Origin of the sequence: Aerosakkonema funiforme FACHB-1375, from assembly GCF_014696265.1 — a bacterium.
Lineage (GTDB): Bacteria > Cyanobacteriota > Cyanobacteriia > Cyanobacteriales > Aerosakkonemataceae > Aerosakkonema > Aerosakkonema funiforme_A.
The window spans coordinates 1-18,591 of record NZ_JACJPW010000142.1 but is presented as its reverse complement, the minus strand read 5'-3'; the positions used below and the strand labels follow the sequence as shown (position 1 = coordinate 18,591).

Below are 18,591 nucleotides of genomic sequence, written 5' to 3'. Positions count from 1 at the left end.
CCTATGTAACCGTTGGTTTTTGACTGCCTGCCCTTTAGGGGGCAGGCAGTCAAAAACCAATATTATAAAGGCTTTGGCAATTTTTGGAGATGTCTTTTAAATTTCTTAACATTACGTTGCAAGTTTTAACTAAATACTTAGCTTCTACTTACCCTAAGCTTGGTAGACTGGAACGCAGCCAGTAAAAGGAACTGGGAAGCAGAAGCGCAGAAGTGCAGAAGTGTAGAGGTGTAAAGGTGCAGAGGTAGGAGCAGGAAGAATATCTCTTGACGCCCGACGTCCGACGCCCTAACCCAAGAGTCTTTTGACTTTTGACTTTTGACTTTTCGACGCCCTAGCCCCTGAAAAGAGAGCAAAAGAACATTATGGTAGATTCCCTCAAAAAACCCAGCTTTGAAGAATTAAGGCCCGGAATTAAGGTTCCGGCGAAGGAAACCATCCTGACGCCTCGGTTTTACACCACCGACTTTGACGCAATGGCAAAGATGGATATCTCGCCAAACGAAGACGAGCTCAGAGCAATTCTGGAAGAGTTCCGCGCCGACTACAACCGCCATCACTTTGTCCGGGATGCGGAGTTTGAACAATCCTGGGATAGTATTGATGGGGAAACGCGCCGGTTGTTCGTGGAATTCTTAGAACGTTCTTGCACGGCAGAATTTTCAGGTTTCCTGCTTTATAAAGAATTGGGACGGCGGTTGAAAGATAAAAACCCACTCCTAGCAGAATGCTTTAACTTGATGTCGCGAGATGAGGCGCGTCATTCTGGCTTCTTGAATAAAGCATTATCAGATTTCCATCTTTCCCTAGACTTGGGATTTTTGACCAAGAGTAAAAACTACACTTACTTCAAACCCAAGTTTATTTTCTACGCGACTTACCTGTCCGAGAAAATTGGTTATTGGCGCTATATCACAATTTATCGCCATTTGGAAGCTCATCCCGAAGATCGGATTTATCCAATTTTCCGCTTCTTTGAAAATTGGTGTCAGGATGAAAACCGTCACGGTGACTTCTTCGATGCGATGATGAGAGCGCAACCCGACACTTTGAACGATTGGAAGGCGAAGCTGTGGAGTCGTTTCTTCCTGCTGTCGGTATTTGCGACGATGTATCTCAATGATATCCAGCGGGCTGGTTTCTATGCTTCGATCGGTCTGAATGCGCGGGATTACGATATCCATGTGATCGAGAAGACGAACGAAACGGCGGGACGGGTGTTCCCGGTAATTCTGGATGTGAATAACCCAGAATTTTACCAGCGTCTGGATACCTGCGTAGAGAATAACGCGAAGTTGACTGCGATCGCCAATTCCAAGACACCGAAGTTCCTGCAATTCTTCCAGAAGTTGCCTTACTATGTGTCGAATGGCTGGCAGCTGCTACGGCTATATTTGATGAAGCCGATCGATGTAACTAATCTGGAAGGAACTGTGCGTTAGTTTTCATTTGTTGCTCCTTGATTACTTCGGTTCTGCCAAGAGCAGAACCTTTTTTTTAACGCAAAGGAACGCAAAGGTTTACGCAGAGTTACGCAGAGGAGTAGCAGGAAGACAGAAAAATAAGATAAGCTAATGGCATTGCATCGACGCATAGATGGAAGTGGCCAAAAAAAATCGCTCGGACAAAAACTTCCTCTGCGTGCTTTGCGAAAACCTCTGCGTTCCTTTGCGTTAAAAATATAAAATCTGTACTGAATATGAAATTAAATTACTGGGTTTTATTAATAAGCAGTTGCTTGACGCTGGGAATAACACCTGCTTGGAGTCAAACGGAACCAGAAACAACACCTGCCCAAACAGAAACAACACCGACACAATCAGAAACAACACCTACTCCCAATGCGAGGGATTTAGATTTAAGTCCGGAAATCATACAAAACAGTCCGGTTTTGCAACGCTGGATGCGTAAGATACCGAATGTTTTGGAGGATATCAAGAACGACCCCAGTTTTCGGACGCGGTTGCGGTTCGGTTATACTGATTTTGCCGCCACTGATAACGGAGATGGTGTAACTGTTGGCGTAGAGGATATTTTTATCGGTAGGACTGGTTTCACGGTAAGCGGGGATTTTCAGACGACTTTTGATGGCGATCGACAAAATTTCGGCGGAGATTTGCGTTACTATATTCTACCATTAGGGGGTTATATTAATGTAGCGCCTGTGTTAGGTTATCGCCATTTAGAAACCGATAGTTATACTACAGATGGATTGCTCGTTGGCGCTAAATTACTGTTAGTTTTATCTAGAGGCGGTGCGGCAGATATTTCTTTAACTCAGAGTTGGGTATCGCCCGGTACGAATGAAGAAGTGGGTTTGACAACCCTTTCGGCGGGTTATGCAGTTACTCGCAATGTTCGAGTATCGACCGATCTTCAGCGGCAAAATGCGAAGCAAGATAAGGATACTCGTGTAGGGATTGTGTTGGAATGGATGCCTTGAAAATTACCGTAATTTGATAACTTTAGCAGACGATCGCACTCAACTGTAACAAATTTATCTTGGCTTTTTGGGAATTAGTTCAAATGGTACAAATACCATCGCCAACCCTCACATTGGAAGAGTTTCTGAAACTACCAGAAACAAAACCCGCTAGCGAGTACATTGACGGACAAATAATTCAAAAACCGATGCCCCAAGGAAAGCACAGTACGATTCAAACCGAACAGGTTACTGTTATCAATGCTGTCCTAAAACCTCGGCGAATTGCACGGGCTTTTACCGAATTGAGGTGTACCTTTGGCGGACGATCGATCGTACCGGATGTGTCGGTGTTTGTTTGGGAGAGAATACCTCGCGATGAGAATGGCGAAATTGCTAACGTTTTTCAGTTAGCGCCGGATTGGTCGATCGAAATTTTATCGCCGGAACAAAGCCAGACCAAAGTAACTAAAAACATTCTTCACTGTTTGAAATACGAGACACAAATGGGTTGGTTAATTGACCCAGATGAAAAAACAGTATTTGTTTATCTTCCCAGAGAACAACCGGAAGTATTTGACGAACCAGAACAGCAGCTTCCCGTACCTTCCTTTGCTAGCGAGTTACAGTTAACTGTAGGAGAGTTATTTAGCTGGCTTTTGGAGTAGAGAAAATTCAAGATGGGGAAACTGGAAATTCTGTATCTTTGTGTTGTTCGAGGTTTTTCAGCCTTACCGCATCTATTTAGTGCTTGGCTGCTTCTATCTCGTAACATTTTAAAATAAGTGATTTAAGGTATGCAATACATGGTATGATGCGATCGCCTTGCCAATCAATGCACAAGAAATGTGCGGTTTGGCAACAACTGGCAAAAAACTTAGCCGTTTAATTCAAATATCAATTTTTGGATAATTAGTAATGTACAACCCAAGCAAATTTATAAGTTTCTTTGTTTCAGCAGTTGGACTTGTGGCAATTACGGGGTCGATCGCTTTATCGCAAGGGAGACTATCCAACCAATCGAAAGTATTAGTTAACGGTATTGGTTCCATCCGAGTTGGGATGACTGTTTCTCAAGCTTCGCAAGCTGCGGGAACTCGTTTAGTTTCTTTAAACGGGGCTGCAATTAATAACCGAGGCTGTTTCTATGTGAAACCGCTTTCTGGGCCAAATGGCGTCGAACTTATGCTTACAGATGGTCGTATTGCCAGAGTCGATATTGTTAGAAATAGTAGCGTTACTACTGCAAGCGGTGCAAAAATTGGGGATACGGAAGCGCGAATTAAGTCACTTTATCGAGGGCAAATTGAAGTTTCTCCCCATAAATATACTCCCGGTTGGCACTACTTGACTTTTATACCCAAAAACGCTTCCGAACGTAATTATCGCCTTGTGTTCGAGACGAACGGTAATCGCGTGGTTCAGTTCAGGTCTGGTAGAGTTCCGGAAGTGGAATCTGTGGAAAGGTGTGGATAAGCGATACTAAGTGCTGAGTGCTGAGTGCTGAGTAGATAAGTCCCTAAAATTTAGTTTTGTCAAGCATAGCAGGCTACAAAAATCAGTCAGTCGATCGAGAAACCTGCAAAAGTTTGTGCAAAGCTGGATAATCTATTTTACTATTATGACGTTTGTCTACAGGAATCTTTTTAAATATCTTAATTGCTTGAATATGATAATTTGCTAGAGATTGTTGCAAAGATGTCAAGTTAATTTGAGCTTGCCGATTGTTTAATTCAATTACTAAAATTCGCTGTCCTTGATGAGAAACAACCGCAGCGCGACGAATGCCGGGGTAATATTGAACTACCGCTTCGACGGCAAACGGATAAAGGATACCGTATTCGTCTTCGATGCAAGCTTGACAGCGACCTAATAACCACAAGCGACCTTGCAAATCGAGATAACCAGCGTCGCCTGTTCGATGCCAGGGTGTACCGTCTACGTTGAATTTAGTTTCTTCGTTGCCATGTCCGTGCAAATAGCTGGGTAAAACATGATTGCCGCTGACAACAATTTCTCCAGTTGATTCGGGAGGTAGGCAAGCTGTGGCAAATTCGGCACGAGAATAAGAATTAATAGGTTTTCCCCATTGTTGGTACATAATTTTTAATTGAATGGCAAAAACGGGTTTTCCTACTAGCAAACCGCGTCCGTTGAGTGTCGCAACAATGTCTTCGTGTTTGATGTCGCGATCGGAAATGTGGGCAATCGGTTCGGCTTCGGTGGAACCGTAGACGACGATGAATTCGGCTTGGGGAGAAATGTGCTGCCATTGTGCGATCGATCCTGGCATGACAGCAGCACCGCCGCTATAAATTTTCTCAATACTAGGCAGGGTAATACGATGTTTGAGGCAATATTCAGCTAAGCGTTCTAAAAATGCGGGAGATGCTAATATTCGATTCGGTTTGTGAGTTTGAATTTGTGCAATTATCGGAGATGGTACGATCGCACTCGGAAATCGCAAATCGCCTCTGGGAATTAATGTTGTCATCCCCGAAGCTAAATTTGCCAGCACAAAAATAGGTAAAGCAGTCAGTTCGATTGTTTCTGGAGTTGGTTGCAAAGTTTGTGCCAAAGCGCGATACTGAGCGATCAGAAAACCATGTGTGCGTAACGCTGCTTTTGGCTGTCCGGTACTACCGCTGGTAAATGTGAGCAAAGCTGGTGTATCGGCGTTGCAACGCACAATCTCCGGATCTAACGGTAAATGCCGTCCGCTGTGCAAAGAAATTGCGCCGGGAACAGGAAAGCCGATCGCAAATTTAATCGGAATGCGACGCAACGCGGGTGATACCAAGCGCAACAGGTGTGCTTTGGGACTGCCGATAAATGCTTGAGGTGGGTGTAAATTACAACATCTTTCTATGTGTTTTCTACCAGCACCTGGGTCTAGGAACATGGCCACCAGTCCCAGGCGGAACAAGGCAAGCATTATCCCGTAAAGTTCTGCTGACATGGGATAAAACACCAGCACGGCATCTCCAGGCTGCAAACCGCTGCGGCGCAGCAGGGTACAAGCGCGACTGGCTGCCAGTTCCAGTTCGGCAAAACTCGTGATGCGACTGCTACTTTTATATGTATCGATTATTGCTGGTACTAGAGGGCTGCTGACAGCGCGATCGTGCAAAATAGCTGCAATGTTCGTTGTCGGTAAGTGATAATTGTTGTTGGATAGTTGGCGATCGTTCATTGTTCATTGTTGGCTATTAACCATAAACTAACAACTGACAACTGACAACTGACTAAATTAACTGTTTGGCAAAGAGGGTATAACCGCGTATAGTTTGAGCGTAACGGCGGCTCAAATTGCGGGAAGGGTTGGCATCGTGCATCAAGGCGTGAATAGCTCGACTATAACCTAATTGATGTGCGATCGCCTGACATTTGGCAACTAATAAATTACCAAGTCCAGCATAGATGCGTTTGGGTAAAATGGCAACGGTTTTGATAATAATTGTGTTAATAGTTTCTCCCCGTTGAGCTTGCAACCAGTCGGGTATGGCAAACAAAAAGCCAACTGGATTGCCATCGTGTTCTGCTATCAGTATCAACTCAGATTTTAAATAAGGTAATAGGGGAAGGTACTGGGCGATAAATTCTTCTTCCTTAACGGGTGTGTAAAGAAAGTTACCTTGAAAGCTGGCGATCGCTACCGTATAAATGCGGTGCAGTTCCTCTTCCATACGCTGCAAATTCAGCGATCGAATTTGCACGCCTGCATCCTCCAAACGCGCAGCCACTCTCTCTAAACGCGAGTCGATATAAGTTAAATTAGTATTCAAAGCCGATGTATAGTGAGCCAGCGCTGTAAAACCTCGGTCTAAAAAATGACAATGCCAATCATCGGGATTATGAGGTTCTAAAAAGAAAGTCGGTTGTTCGCCTCGTTCTGTTAAGAGTCGATAGCTTTGCCAAGTATTGCCATCAACGGGAGCAACTACCATTGTACAACCAAACGCGGCTAATTGTTCGCAGGCGTGTTGCAGAATTCGAGCTGCTGCTGCGGCATCTTCAACTGTATAATGACCGATTAATCCTAAGCGATGATTAAAGTAAGGTGGAGTATTTTCCCACCACAGAGAACAACGTCCTACTATATTGTTATCATTTCTAATTAAAACCCAATGGGCATCAGCGGGTGTAGGTAATCGATCGTTGCTAATTAGTAATTGTTCTTTGTTCATTTGTCTTTTTTACTGGAATTGAACACCCCGAACTCTTCAAGAAGTCGGAGTTTTGAGTTGCACCCATCACCAGTCATCCAATTCGATTAAATAATTTCTTCTACTATCAAGTCTCTATAGAAGAAAACTTTATCTTTTTGATATAATTCTTCAGCCAAACTGGATAACGATCGCAAGCAGTCAGCCATCGATTCGGGGCGACGACGTTCTACTAACCGATTCCAATATACCAATCTTCCCTTGCGCCGTCCAACTCGCATTATTTGTCTCAGCAAATCGCGGTAGTTATCCAAAGACATAAACTCAAAAATATTACTCAAATTAAAGCGATCGATAACATCTTCATCCCAATTACCTAAAAAATCTTCAATAGCAGTACATCGCCACTCCAAACGATCGAGGTTAGTCCGGATTGAATCGAAATTTTCTGGACGCAAAGCGTAGGGAAGTACGTGCAAATGCTGCCCGAAGATCGTCCAGTGTAAATAGGGATTTTCCGCCGGATTGAGGGTTATCAAAGCATGGCGGATGCGTGCCAAGAGATGCTCTGCTAAACTAATGTTAGCATACTTCAAAAAACTGGGGTCGGTTCCCAATCGTCCCAACACAAACTGGGAGAAGAAAACTCGAAATAAAAGCTGCCATCGCCAATTATTCCAACGATTTTCGTAAAAAATATGTCGTTCTTCGGGGGTATCTAGTTGAAGGAAACCGATCAGATCGTCTCGATTGTGAATTAAGGGTAGAATGTAGCGGCGAAACAGCGCCAAATATCGCTCAAATTTTCCAGATGCGCCGATACCAGAAGCGATCGCACTCAGACGATCGTCCCAAAACTCGCGCACGTTTGGCGATAGGTGCGATCGACAGCGGCGGTACAGATGAGTTCTGATTTTGGAGATTTGCAGGTTAAAAGTTGGAGAAAAAGATATCTTTTCTTTTGGTTCTTCTAAGTCATTCCTTGACCCCATCAACACCAATAATTCTGGATGAGTTAATTCGCGATAAGCTGCGACTCGCAATTCCAAACAAGCAATTTGTGCTGGACTCAAATCTACAGCAATGACTCGTTTTGGACTGCGACTCAGCATCGCCAGTGTGTTGTCTCCACCAGATGCGATCGACAAACAAACAGAATCTGCTTGGATATCGAGTGCAGATAGCAGAATATCGGCATCTTCCCAACATTGGGCGTAACGGATTTCCGAAAAATTTGCAGCAAGCGCAATTTCACTAGGCATTGGTAATTAGTATAACAGTCAAATTGTATCATAGTTGAAGAAATTTATTAGGCACTTATGGAACTTTACCTGGGCATCGATTTCGGTACATCTGGCGCACGCGCGATCGCAATTAACCGAGAAGGAATTATCCAATCTGAAACGCAATATGCTTTTGATGAGTCGCAGGCGGGGACGCCTGCGCCACAAGATAATTCTGCGCCACAAGATAATTTAGCAAAAATTTGGCAGCAAGCTTTATTCTTTCTCATCCAAGAGATTCCCTCACAAGTGCGATCGCAAATCAAAGCTATTTCCATCAACGGCACTTCTTCCACTGTGTTGCTGTGCGATACTGCTGGAAATCCAATCGATGAACCGATTTTATATAACGATGCGCGGGGTATAGAAGTGATGGATAAGGTGAGAGAAATTGCACCGCCAAATCATACAGTAATCAGTGCGACTTCCTCACTGGCAAAACTCTTGTGGTGGACTCAGCAACCTGTGTTTGCAAATGCGAAATATTTTCTCCATCAAGCAGATTGGTTGGCATTTCTCTTACATAGAAGATTGGGAATAACAGACTATCACAATGCTTTGAAACTCGGTTACGATGTCGAGCAACTTTGTTATCCCAAATGGCTAGAAAATCTGGAAATATCGATTCAATTACCCTCAGTCATCGCGCCGGGAACTCCTATTTGTGAAGTAACAACCGAAATAGCTAATAATTTGGGTTTAAAACGAAATTGTGTAGTTTGTGCGGGGACAACTGATAGTATCGCGGCATTTCTCGCCAGCGGTGCGACATCTCCCGGTGAAGCTAGTACATCTTTAGGTTCTACTTTGGTAATCAAGCTATTGAGTAGCACTCGCGTAGATGATGCAAAATATGGAATTTACAGTCATAGGTTAGGAAATTTATGGTTAGTTGGCGGTGCTTCTAACACTGGAGGCGCGGTATTGCGGCAATTTTTTACCGATACTGAATTAGAAAATCTCAGCCGCGAGATAGATGCAAAAAAAGAGAGTTTACTTGATTATTATCCTTTATTGAAAGCAGGCGATCGCTTCCCCATCAACGACCCCAACTTACCGCCAAGACTCGAACCGCGTCCCGAAAATCCAGTCGAATTTCTGCACGGTTTATTGGCAAGTATCGCCCGCATTGAAACACGCGGTTATCAGTTATTGCAACAATTTGGTGCAACTCCTTTAACTCGCGTTTACACAGCTGGCGGCGGTGCGAAAAATCCCACTTGGACAAAAATTCGCCACCGTTACTTACAAGTACCTATCTTACCACCAGTAAACACAGCCGCTGCTTACGGTACAGCACTATTGGCGATGCGAGGAGTTTCAAATTGATGATGAAAACCTCTCTCTTATCTGCGTTTATCTGCGTTTATCTGCCTACATCTGCGGTAAAAATTTAACCCTCAATTCCAACAGACAATATGAGAGCATCACTCATATACTACCGATGCAACCGGACACAATATCAAACGCTATGACTGTAGGGGTAATTCAAGACCTGAAAAACCGGGTTGCTTTACGAAAAATCTAGGCTTTCAGGTTTAGCTATTTGCAAGAAACCCGGTTTTTAGCTCAGGTGCAAGATCTGAGTCTATGTTACAAGTAGTGAAATAGTGGGTTACAGCACGGGAACTTAATTATTGGTTGAAAGTGTTGAACACATCGCCCATACAATCTCTCACCCTACGATTAAATAAGTTCTTATGATTACCACGAAAACCGGATAACCCAAAAGCGAACAGAAGCGATATTAATCATCGTTCCATTTTTCGCAACCCACCAAATCGCAAATGCGATCCCTTAGTAAAAAGCCTCTATCCTCTAACTCGAACTCAACGCATTGCCATTCACCCGGTCTAATGTACTGACAAAGCGCATAGATAGGTTGCTGACGGCTAACAAGTCCTTTGTGTACAAGTTCGCGAGCTTCGTCTTTAATAACGTCTATCGAGTAATGAACGCTAGAAGTAATCATTGCCTTGCTCCACCCAGTTTTTTGCTAAATAGAAATTTCGATTATGTTTCCATGATCGTCTTTTCCGGAGACGTTAACTCAGTCCATCTCAAAAAAGATAAAAAAAGTAAAATATTGAAATCTACCGTAAAAATCAGTCAGACTCTGGCTGCAACTCAACGCGGTAAACTATTTTCCCTTCTACGTCGATAAAAGCAACAGTCATTCTTTGCGTACCGCTGTCTATTTTTACAGTGCCAAAAAATAGCAATCCCTCTAAAGGAGGAAGATTTTGTTTCATCCCGGCTGGGGCACTTTCGTATTTCACTTGGGGGCCAAAGGTGTTGTCAATTGGTTGTGGCCCATAAGTGCCGCCGTGCAGTGGCCCAGCAGCAAACTCCCAGAAAGGTTTGAAGTCAGCAAACTGAGCTTTTGATGGGTCGTAATAGCTGGCTACACAATAATGCAAATCTGATGTGAGCCAAACTATATTTTTGATATTATTTTGTTTGATAAAACGCAACAAGTCGGCAATTTCTAATTCGCGTCCCAATGGGGGGCCATCACCATTGGCGAAGTTTTCAAAAGCGGTTTGACCGTCGCGAACGATAATGCCAATTGGCATATCGCTAGCTATTACTTTCCAAGTGGCTTTGGAGGCAAGTAATTTATTTTTTAGCCAACGTACTTGCGTACTACCTAAAAATGCTGTTTCTGCACTGGCTACCTGTTGACGATTGGCTGTATTTTGCCCGCGATAACTGCGTTCGTCGAGCATAAAAATATCCAAGTTCGATCCATAATTAAAAGCGCGGTAAATTCGCTCTGGATCGTTGGCATCGTAGCGAATTGGCAGATACTCAAAGAATGCTCGTTTCGCCCTTGCAGATAAGAGATCGCAGCTTTTCACCAGTTGATAGCGATCGTCCTCATTAAGCATCTGTCCCGGATACCAGTTGTTGCGCGTTTCGTGGTCATCCCACTGCACCAACAACGGCACTTGTGCGTTGAAGCGGCGCACGTTTTCGTCCAATAAGTTATAGATGTAATTCCCGCGAAACTCGGCTAAAGTTTCCGAAACTTTTGACTTTTCTAGTGTGGTGATGTTTTTCCAGATTTTGCCGTTATCTAGTTTTACTTCCGATAGGATGGGGTTATCGCTGTAGACGTTATCACCGGAGTGAATAAAAAAGTCTGGATTCAGCTTTCTAATAGTTTCATATATTTTGATACCGCCCCAATCTGGATTTATACCCCAACCTTGACCGACACTGCAACCAGACCAAGCGAAAAAGATATCGCGATTACCTGTTGGTGGGGTGCGAAAAGTGCCGGGAACGGGGGCGCTGTAGGTGTTTGGATAAGCTAAATCTTCAAATAGAACGCGATAGAATATTTGTTGATTTGTGGGTAAATCGTCAAGGTAAAGTCGCGCTGTGTAATCGGTGTTTTCCAAAGCAGCCGATCCGACAATTCTTTGCGCGTTGCGGAAAGATTCGTTGGTGGAATATTCGACTATCATGCGTGCGGGTCGATCGCATTTACTCCAAATCGTGGCGCTGTTACCGCTGATATCGCCGCTGGCGACACCGTGGGGGATTTGGGGACGCATTTTTTCCGATGTGACGATACCGGACGCTTGTGCTAATCCGGATTTGGAAAATGTGTTGCCGGCGACGATACCGCCAGCTGTAAGTGCTGAATTTAGCAGGAATTGGCGGCGACTTAACCGCTGTGAAGGTTTGTTTTGCACGATCGCGTTTTCCCCAGAACGCTTTTTGTTTTGACTTTTGACTTTTGACTAGAAATTTTAGATTTTGGATTTTGGATTTTGGATTAAAAGAAATTTTGGGTTCATGCCCCACCCGCAAGTGGCGTGGAATAAATCTAAAATCGTAAATCGTAAATCTTCAAGCCCCTACCCAGAGTGGTCGGGGTCAATCCAAAATCCAAAATCCAAAATCGCGTGACTTTTGCTATACTTTTTGCAGTTTGGCTATTCTCGGATCGACTATTTTTCGCCCGACGCCAGGAAAATTAACGGCGACAGTCATTTTTTCTCCGGAACCTAAAATATGGGTGATTTGACCGATACCGAAGGATTTGTGAACGATGCGATCGCCTACTTTCCAATCTTGCACCTGAGTTGCAGAGGTGCGATCGCTTTCTTCCGCAATCTTCTGTCGCTGCAATCTGGTAGCTGCAACCGTACTGCCGCTGCGAATCGTCGCTCCGACTTTACCACTTAATAACTCAACCGGCAATTCTTCCAAAAATTGCGATTTGATCGCGGGTGCGCGATCGCCCCATAAGCGCCGTTCTTGTGCGTGACTCAGATATAATCTCTCTTGGGCGCGAGTGATGCCAACATAACACAAACGTCGCTCTTCTTCCAGTGTTGCCGGATCGTCCAAACTGCGGAAGTGCGGCAACAATCCCTGTTCCAATCCTACCAAAAATACGACTGGAAATTCTAACCCTTTGGCAGAGTGCAGCGTCATCAAAGAAACTGCTTTTTGTCCTTCTTTCACATTATCTAAATCTGATGCTAACGAAGCATTTGCTAAGAAACTTTCCAGATTGGCGTCCTGATTTTCTTCTTCAAATTGCAGCACGGCGTTAAACAATTCAAAGACGTTTTGCAATCTGTCCTGCGCTTCATCGGTGCCTTGCTTTTTCAAATCGTCAATATAACCGGAATCTTCCATAATTCCCTGCACGATTTGCGATGCCGTCTGTACTTCCATTTGCTGCTGCCATTTCTGAATTAGCTGCACAAAGCTGTTAATTTGTTTGGCTGCACGTCCGGCTAATGTACTTACCGATGTTTCGTCGCTGATAATTTCCCACAAAGGCACACCTAATTCCTGTGCGGCATTGAGTAGTGCGTCTATTGTGGTTTTACCAATACCGCGTCGGGGTGTGTTAATTACGCGCACCAAACTAACTGTATCGGCTGGGTTGACAATTAACCGCAAATATGCCATTGCGTCTTTGATTTCTTTGCGATCGTAAAACCTCAAACCGCCAACCATTGTGTAGGGAATACCCCAGCGCAGCAAGGCATCTTCAAACGGTCGAGATTGGGCATTTGTGCGATAAAGAATCGCGAAACTACCCAAGTTTAATTCATCGTGCTGGCGTTCTAGTTGGCGAATTTGCTGCACGGCAAACTCAGCTTCGTCGAGTTCGTCCTCAGCGCGATGAAGGTAAATCGGTTCTCCATGTCCGCGTGTAGGACGCAAAATTTTATCGATGCGTTGGGTGTTATTTTCAATTAGCTGATTCGCCGCTTGCAGGATGTTTTCCCTCGAACGATAATTTTCTTCCAGCTTCACCATCGTGCGCGTGTCTTCATCTGCCAAACCATCGCCAAAGTCTTCTTGAAATTCCAACAAAATCCGGAAGTCTGCCATGCGGAACGAGTAAATCGCTTGGTCAACATCGCCAACGACGAACACAGAACGATTTTGCCAATTATTGAATTTTTTGGGGTTTTCGCCGTTAGTTACCAAGAGACGAATCAAGTCGTATTGGGTGCGATTGGTGTCCTGATATTCATCGACTAGAATATGTTGAAATCTGCGATGCCAGTAACCCAAGACTGTCTCGTTTTGTTCAAACAGATGGACGGGAACCGAGATGAGGTCATCAAAATCGAGGGCGTTATTTTCGGCGAGTTTATCTTGGTAGATGCTGTAAACTTGGGCTATCACTCTACCGCGAAAGTTCGCCTGATCTCGCTCGTATTCTTGGGGTGATAAGCCTTGGTTTTTGGCGTTGCTGATGGCGTAGCGAACCGAGTTCGGATCGAATTTCTTATCGTCCAAGTTGAGTTGTTTGACGACAATTTCTTTAATCAAGATTTTGACATCGGATTCGTCAAAGATAGAAAAGTTGCGATTCCACTTGCGTCCTTTTTCGTCTTGGTATTTTTCGATATCGTATCTGAGAATGCGAGCGCAAAGACTGTGGAAAGTGCCAACCCACAAGGGTTTGATGTAAGTTTTGTAAACTTGCGATCGCCATCTCGTCTGTTCTTCTCCCGAAAGCGACTCAAACGATTTACCAGTCTCTCTTTCAGCTATCTGTACGGCGAATAACTTTTCAATCCGTTCTTTCATCTCCCGCGCCGCCTTATTGGTAAAAGTGACAGCCAAGATATTTTCCGGATCGACTTTGTGTTTTAGGATGAGATTGGCAACTCGATATGTCAGCGCTCGCGTTTTGCCGGAACCAGCCCCAGCCACAACAAGCAATGGGCCGCAAAAATGTTCGACGGTGCGACGTTGAGAGGGGTTGAGATGGCTGAGAAAGTCGGTGGTTGTTGTGGTCATGTGCAGGGGCTAGGGCGTCGGGGCTAGGGGTTAGGGGCAGAGGGGGAAACAAATAAAAATGTTCTGATTTGAAGAAAAGCTTAGCAACTCAGAAAGAGTTAAGCTCTAGTGGAAAGTGATGGTATTAATTAATTTAGGCATTTTAGATTGGGTTTACTCTGTACAAAATTATGCCTCAAATGTTGCGGTTTCGTTCTCAGTTTAATATGTGGAGCTATTTTATAGCTTTATCTTTAGCTTTGGGTATGGTTATCGACCCAGTTTTGGCGCAAGAGCAACCAAAACCCAGAATTCTCACCGTAACGGGTCAGGGAACGGTAACTATCCCTACAACAATAACTCAGGTGAGCCTGGGTGTTGAGGTGCAGGGGAAAACCGCAGGTGAAGTACAACAGGAGTTGGCGAGACGATCGTCTGCCATTGTAACGCTATTGCGATCGCGCAATGTCGAAAAATTACAAACCACCAGCATTACCCTCAATCCCACCTATAGCTCCGATCGCGACGGAGTGCAACGCTTCACCGGATATATAGGCAGCAATATTGTCAGCTTTCGCATTAATACCGAATTATCCGGTAGACTACTCGATGAAGCAGTCCAAGCGGGAGCGACTCGAATTAACGAGATTAATTTTGTCGCCGCCGATGATACCATTGCAACTGCTCGACAACAAGCTATCCGCAACGCCATTCAGGATGGTCAAAAGCAAGCAGAAGCAGCTTTGGGTGCTTTGAATTTCACTCGCCGGGATATTATCAACATTCAAATCGACTCAGACAGATTTTTACCGCCACCAGTCAATGCCGATTTTGCAGCACGTTCAGCTAATATTGCCGTCACCCCAGTCATAGGAGGAGAGCGACAGGTACAAGCTTTTGTAACTCTGCAAATTAGCTACTAATTGGCTAAGTTGGCGGTGCAGGAAGCTGGCAAACTTTCATCAACAATACCCACAGGTAAGCAAACAGTGAAAGTAGAACCTTGTCCGACCTTACTTTCTACAAAAATTTCACCACCCATCATTTGACAGAAGTGGCGGCAAATTGCCAATCCCAATCCAGTACCGCCATACTTTTTCGTAGTCGAGGCGTCTGCTTGGGTGAAGGGTTGAAATAAACGTTGCTGTTGTTCGTAAGATATGCCAATGCCTGTGTCTTGCACCCGAAAGCAAATCCACTCAGAAGATTTGGGATCTTTATAATTATGCGATTCGCGGGTAACTGTCAGCTTTACTTTACCGTGTACCGTAAATTTGGCAGCGTTGCTGAGCAGATTGAACAAGATCTGCTGCACTTTAGTTTGGTCGGCGTACATGATGCCCAGGTCTTCGTCGCAAATAATCTCTAAGACATTGACATTTTTTTCCACCAAGGGCTTAACTGTAGTGACAACGTTATTAACGATATTCTTGAGCGCAAATGTCTCCGGGTAGAGAGTCATTTTTCCCGCTTCAATTTTCGACAAGTCGAGAATGTCGTTAATCAATGCCAGCAAATGTTTGCCGGCTGAGTTGATTGATTGGAGATCGCTGACAAATTCTGCCTCGTCTAAATTGAGTTCTTGGGCGTCTTCTTTGAGCAGTTGGCTCAAGCCTACGATCGCATTTAACGGTGTCCGCAACTCGTGACTCATATTGGCGATAAACTGGCTTTTAGCTTTGTTAGAAGCTTCAGCTAATTCTTTAGCTATTTCCAGTTCTTTGGTGCGATCGGCTACCCGTTCGATCAAATGATTGAAAGAAATTGCTAATGAGCCGATTTCATCTTTTGTAGTTACGGGAACTCGCAAGTCGAAATTAGACTCTCTCGCCACTTGCTCGGCTACTTCTGTTACACTGACGACCGGTTTGGCGATCGCACGACTGCTACGGTATGCCACAATTGAGGCGATCGCTACCGATAGCAGCATACTCAGGATAATAATCTGTTTTTGCAGTCGTTGTGCATCTTCTATGGCCATTTCCCCTTGTCGTTCGCGATCGCGAGCGATTTGAAGGATGTTTGTCAATTCCCCGCGCAGGCGTTCCCAGCCGATCGCTTCTGGCCCTACCACCATCTTCTCTAGCTGCTTGTGTAGCGATTTTACCGCCTCTGGCGATAATGGCAAGCGATCGAGCTGCTGCAAAATTGACTCGGTAGTTTGTCTGTAGGATTCTAACTTTGTTCCGTAAGCCTGCAATAAAGCCTTCATCGTCGCGGGATCTGCGGCTGACCGAGAGGGATTGCTTTCAACATAGCGTGCAATTTTATCCCGCAATTTCTTGCTTTGGGCCATAGCTTCGCGAAAGCGGGTTTTTTCTGTTTGCAATCGTCCTAAATCCGACTCCAATACACTAGCTAATCGCGAAGTCTGCAATTCCGTCTTTATTGTCGCCTCTTTGAATTCACTCAAAAGTTGCGATTGCGCCCGATCGTCAGCTAGTTGCTTTATTTCTTTTCCCTGGTAATAGTCTGCCATTACCAGTCCGCTAAATGAGCCAAAAAAGGCAATTGCAATCGCTAAAAAATACCCCTGACCGATTTTTTGCTGGAAGCGCCAGTCACTCGCTTTTCGTTTCCAACGGGAGAGAAATTCCGGTTTTAACAACTTGCTATAAACCTGAGCAGTTAAAACTTTTTCGCTTTCTATATTTTTGTCAGAAGCCGTTAATTTTTCGAGTTGCACCACCATAAATTCCTTGTCCTCCCGCGAAAAAAGATGTCTCACTCTTGTAAATCGAACTACCTCAACTGCCAATTTAAACTCAGCATTAGTACTGTAATATCACAACACCTAGCTCGGTATCCAATTGCTTTAGATTTATTCCCCATCCTCCGCCAGAGTGATTTTTGCCTAACAGCACCAGTCCACTCAAACTGAGATCCCCTCAAAAGTCTATGTTCCGGGTCGGAGTTCGGGAAAAACATAATTTTATATCTTGCATCTCGATCGATAAGGCTAAAGAAATAGGCTAGAACTTCTCACCCATGTAAGCTTCTAGCTAAGGACAGATGTAAGAAACCCAGTTGCTGAACGAGTGCAATATACTGAAGTAATTAGTATTAAAGCTAACCAAAGGAGGAGTATGGGTTTAGATTTACGGACATTTTTTCAGGCGACCAACCCGGCGAGAACTTTAAATATCAAAAATCCCGAAGACGAAAAGTGTTACATAGATTTTGCCTCAGTTCGAGGGGGCAAAATTATTGATGAACTGAAGTATAACATCACGTATTTTGCAACTGACGATCGTACTTGTATTTTATTTACCGGGCATATTGGTTGTGGCAAGTCTACAGAATTATTGCGGTTGAAAGCAGAATTGGAGGATGAAGGTTACCACGTAGTATATTTTGAATCCAGTGACGACTTGGAAATGACGGATGTCGATATCAGCGATATCATGTTAGCGATCGCACGTCGCATCAGCCAAAGTCTGGAACAGCTGGAACTGGCGGAACCTAAAAAATTCAAGGAGTTGCTGCAAGGTGCGGCGCGGGTGTTAACCTCCGATGTGACGGGACTGAAATTTAAACTGGCGGGTAACGATGTGGGGGTGAGTTCGGAAGGGGAAAAGTTCACTCTCGCCTTTGGTATTGGCGAAATTACCAGTAAAGTAAAAAGCGACCCCACCCTGCGGGAAAAACTGAATCAGTATTTGGGCCCACAGAAAGTTCCCTTGTTGGAAGCAATTAATCGAGAATTGTTAGAACCTGCGATCGCAAAACTGAAACAGCAAGGTAAAAAAGGATTAGTGGCAATTGTCGATAATCTCGATCGCCTCGACAGTCGCCAGAAGTCGTGGGGTCGTCCGCAACAAGAATATATATTTGTGGATCAGGGTGAGTATTTAAGTAAGCTGCACTGTCACGTACTTTATACTATGCCGCTAGCCCTCAAATTCTCCAACGACTACGGGAATCTGACCCAGCGATTTGACGAACCGAAAGTTTTGCCGATGGTGCCGGTACAATTAAGAGATGGTAGCGAATGCGAAGAAGGAATGGCATTGCTGCGACAAATGGTGATGGCGAGGGCATTTCCAGACAAAACCGAGTCAGAACGCCTCGACGCCATTACCGAAGTTTTTGACAGTCGCGAAACTTTAGACCGTTTGTGTCGCGTTAGTGGCGGTCATGTGCGAGACTTGTTGCGATTGCTGAACGAGTGGATCAAGAAGGAAAGGCAATTTCCCCTCTCGCGTACAAATCTAGAAGCAGTGATTCGTTCTCGTCGCAATAATATGACTATGCCAATTTCCGATGCAGAATGGGAATTATTGCGACAGGTGAGACAACGCAAAAGAGTTACCGATGATGATGGATACCAAAAGTTGATCCGCAGTCGATTTGTCTTTGAATATCACGATGATGGCGAATCGTGGTTTGATATCAATCCCATTGTGGCAGAAGCGAGAGAGTTGGAAGAGAGGGGTTAGGGGATAGGGGTTAG

General features: G+C 44.5%; 14 protein-coding genes. 7 read left to right on the top strand and 7 right to left on the bottom strand.

From position 1 onward, the window contains the following. The first annotated feature begins 365 nt into the window (after positions 1 to 365). The 4 genes from acsF (at position 366) to H6G03_RS33100 (ending at position 3,898) form a co-directional block, all read left to right on the top strand. Complete coding sequence (gene acsF, locus H6G03_RS33115) at positions 366 to 1,442, top strand: magnesium-protoporphyrin IX monomethyl ester (oxidative) cyclase (protein ID WP_190474424.1); 1,077 nt, start codon at positions 366 to 368, stop codon at positions 1,440 to 1,442. 257 nt (positions 1,443 to 1,699) lie between these two features. Then, positions 1,700 to 2,443 (top strand): hypothetical protein, encoded by a 744-nt coding sequence (locus tag H6G03_RS33110; RefSeq protein WP_199315604.1) that lies wholly within the window; start codon positions 1,700 to 1,702, stop codon positions 2,441 to 2,443. A gap of 83 nt (positions 2,444 to 2,526) precedes the next feature. Then, on the top strand, positions 2,527 to 3,090 hold the full coding sequence (locus tag H6G03_RS33105) for a Uma2 family endonuclease (protein WP_190474422.1): 564 nt from the start codon (positions 2,527 to 2,529) through the stop codon (positions 3,088 to 3,090). 250 nt (positions 3,091 to 3,340) lie between these two features. Then, the gene (locus H6G03_RS33100) at positions 3,341 to 3,898 is read left to right on the top strand and encodes a hypothetical protein (protein ID WP_190474420.1); all 558 of its coding nucleotides are present in this window, start codon (positions 3,341 to 3,343) and stop codon (positions 3,896 to 3,898) included. An 82-nt stretch (positions 3,899 to 3,980) separates the two neighbouring features. On the opposite strand, the gene H6G03_RS33095 is transcribed toward H6G03_RS33100, so the two are convergent. The 3 genes from H6G03_RS33095 to H6G03_RS33085 all read right to left on the bottom strand — a co-directional run bounded on the left by H6G03_RS33095 (position 3,981) and on the right by H6G03_RS33085 (position 7,850). Further along, entirely contained in the window at positions 3,981 to 5,615 is a 1,635-nt protein-coding gene (locus tag H6G03_RS33095; RefSeq protein ID WP_190474418.1) for an AMP-binding protein, read from the bottom strand. Positions 5,616 to 5,667: 52 nt separating this feature from the next. Next, complete coding sequence (locus H6G03_RS33090; protein ID WP_190474416.1) at positions 5,668 to 6,609, bottom strand: GNAT family N-acetyltransferase; 942 nt, start codon at positions 6,607 to 6,609, stop codon at positions 5,668 to 5,670. Between the two features lie 86 nt (positions 6,610 to 6,695). Beyond that, positions 6,696 to 7,850 (bottom strand): DUF3419 family protein, encoded by a 1,155-nt coding sequence (locus H6G03_RS33085; RefSeq protein ID WP_190474414.1) that lies wholly within the window; start codon positions 7,848 to 7,850, stop codon positions 6,696 to 6,698. Positions 7,851 to 7,907: 57 nt separating this feature from the next. Between H6G03_RS33085 and H6G03_RS33080 the strand changes: the two genes are divergently transcribed. Then, positions 7,908 to 9,200 carry an FGGY-family carbohydrate kinase gene (locus H6G03_RS33080; RefSeq protein ID WP_190474412.1) on the top strand — a complete coding sequence of 431 codons (1,293 nt, stop codon included), beginning with the start codon at positions 7,908 to 7,910 and terminating at the stop codon, positions 9,198 to 9,200. A gap of 418 nt (positions 9,201 to 9,618) precedes the next feature. Here the strand turns inward: H6G03_RS33080 and H6G03_RS33075 are convergent, their stop codons facing one another. The 3 genes from H6G03_RS33075 to pcrA all read right to left on the bottom strand — a co-directional run bounded on the left by H6G03_RS33075 (position 9,619) and on the right by pcrA (position 14,159). Continuing rightward, positions 9,619 to 9,843: a DUF4327 family protein gene (locus H6G03_RS33075; protein WP_190474410.1), complete on the bottom strand. Its 225-nt coding sequence runs from the start codon at positions 9,841 to 9,843 to the stop codon at positions 9,619 to 9,621. 133 nt (positions 9,844 to 9,976) lie between these two features. Then, complete coding sequence (locus H6G03_RS33070) at positions 9,977 to 11,575, bottom strand: alkaline phosphatase D family protein (RefSeq protein WP_190474407.1); 1,599 nt, start codon at positions 11,573 to 11,575, stop codon at positions 9,977 to 9,979. 223 nt (positions 11,576 to 11,798) lie between these two features. Then, positions 11,799 to 14,159 carry a DNA helicase PcrA gene (pcrA, locus tag H6G03_RS33065; protein ID WP_190474405.1) on the bottom strand — a complete coding sequence of 787 codons (2,361 nt, stop codon included), beginning with the start codon at positions 14,157 to 14,159 and terminating at the stop codon, positions 11,799 to 11,801. 170 nt (positions 14,160 to 14,329) lie between these two features. On the opposite strand from pcrA, the gene H6G03_RS33060 reads away from it, so the two are divergent. Continuing rightward, positions 14,330 to 15,061, top strand: coding sequence for an SIMPL domain-containing protein (locus H6G03_RS33060; protein WP_190474403.1), 732 nt, complete (start codon positions 14,330 to 14,332; stop codon positions 15,059 to 15,061). On the opposite strand, the gene H6G03_RS33055 is transcribed toward H6G03_RS33060, so the two are convergent. Further along, positions 15,058 to 16,824 carry an ATP-binding protein gene (locus tag H6G03_RS33055; RefSeq protein WP_456057597.1) on the bottom strand — a complete coding sequence of 589 codons (1,767 nt, stop codon included), beginning with the start codon at positions 16,822 to 16,824 and terminating at the stop codon, positions 15,058 to 15,060. The genes H6G03_RS33060 and H6G03_RS33055 overlap by 4 nt on opposite strands. 400 nt (positions 16,825 to 17,224) lie before the next feature. On the opposite strand from H6G03_RS33055, the gene H6G03_RS33050 reads away from it, so the two are divergent. Beyond that, positions 17,225 to 18,577: a P-loop NTPase fold protein gene (locus H6G03_RS33050; protein WP_190474399.1), complete on the top strand. Its 1,353-nt coding sequence runs from the start codon at positions 17,225 to 17,227 to the stop codon at positions 18,575 to 18,577. The last annotated feature ends 14 nt before the right edge of the window (positions 18,578 to 18,591 follow it).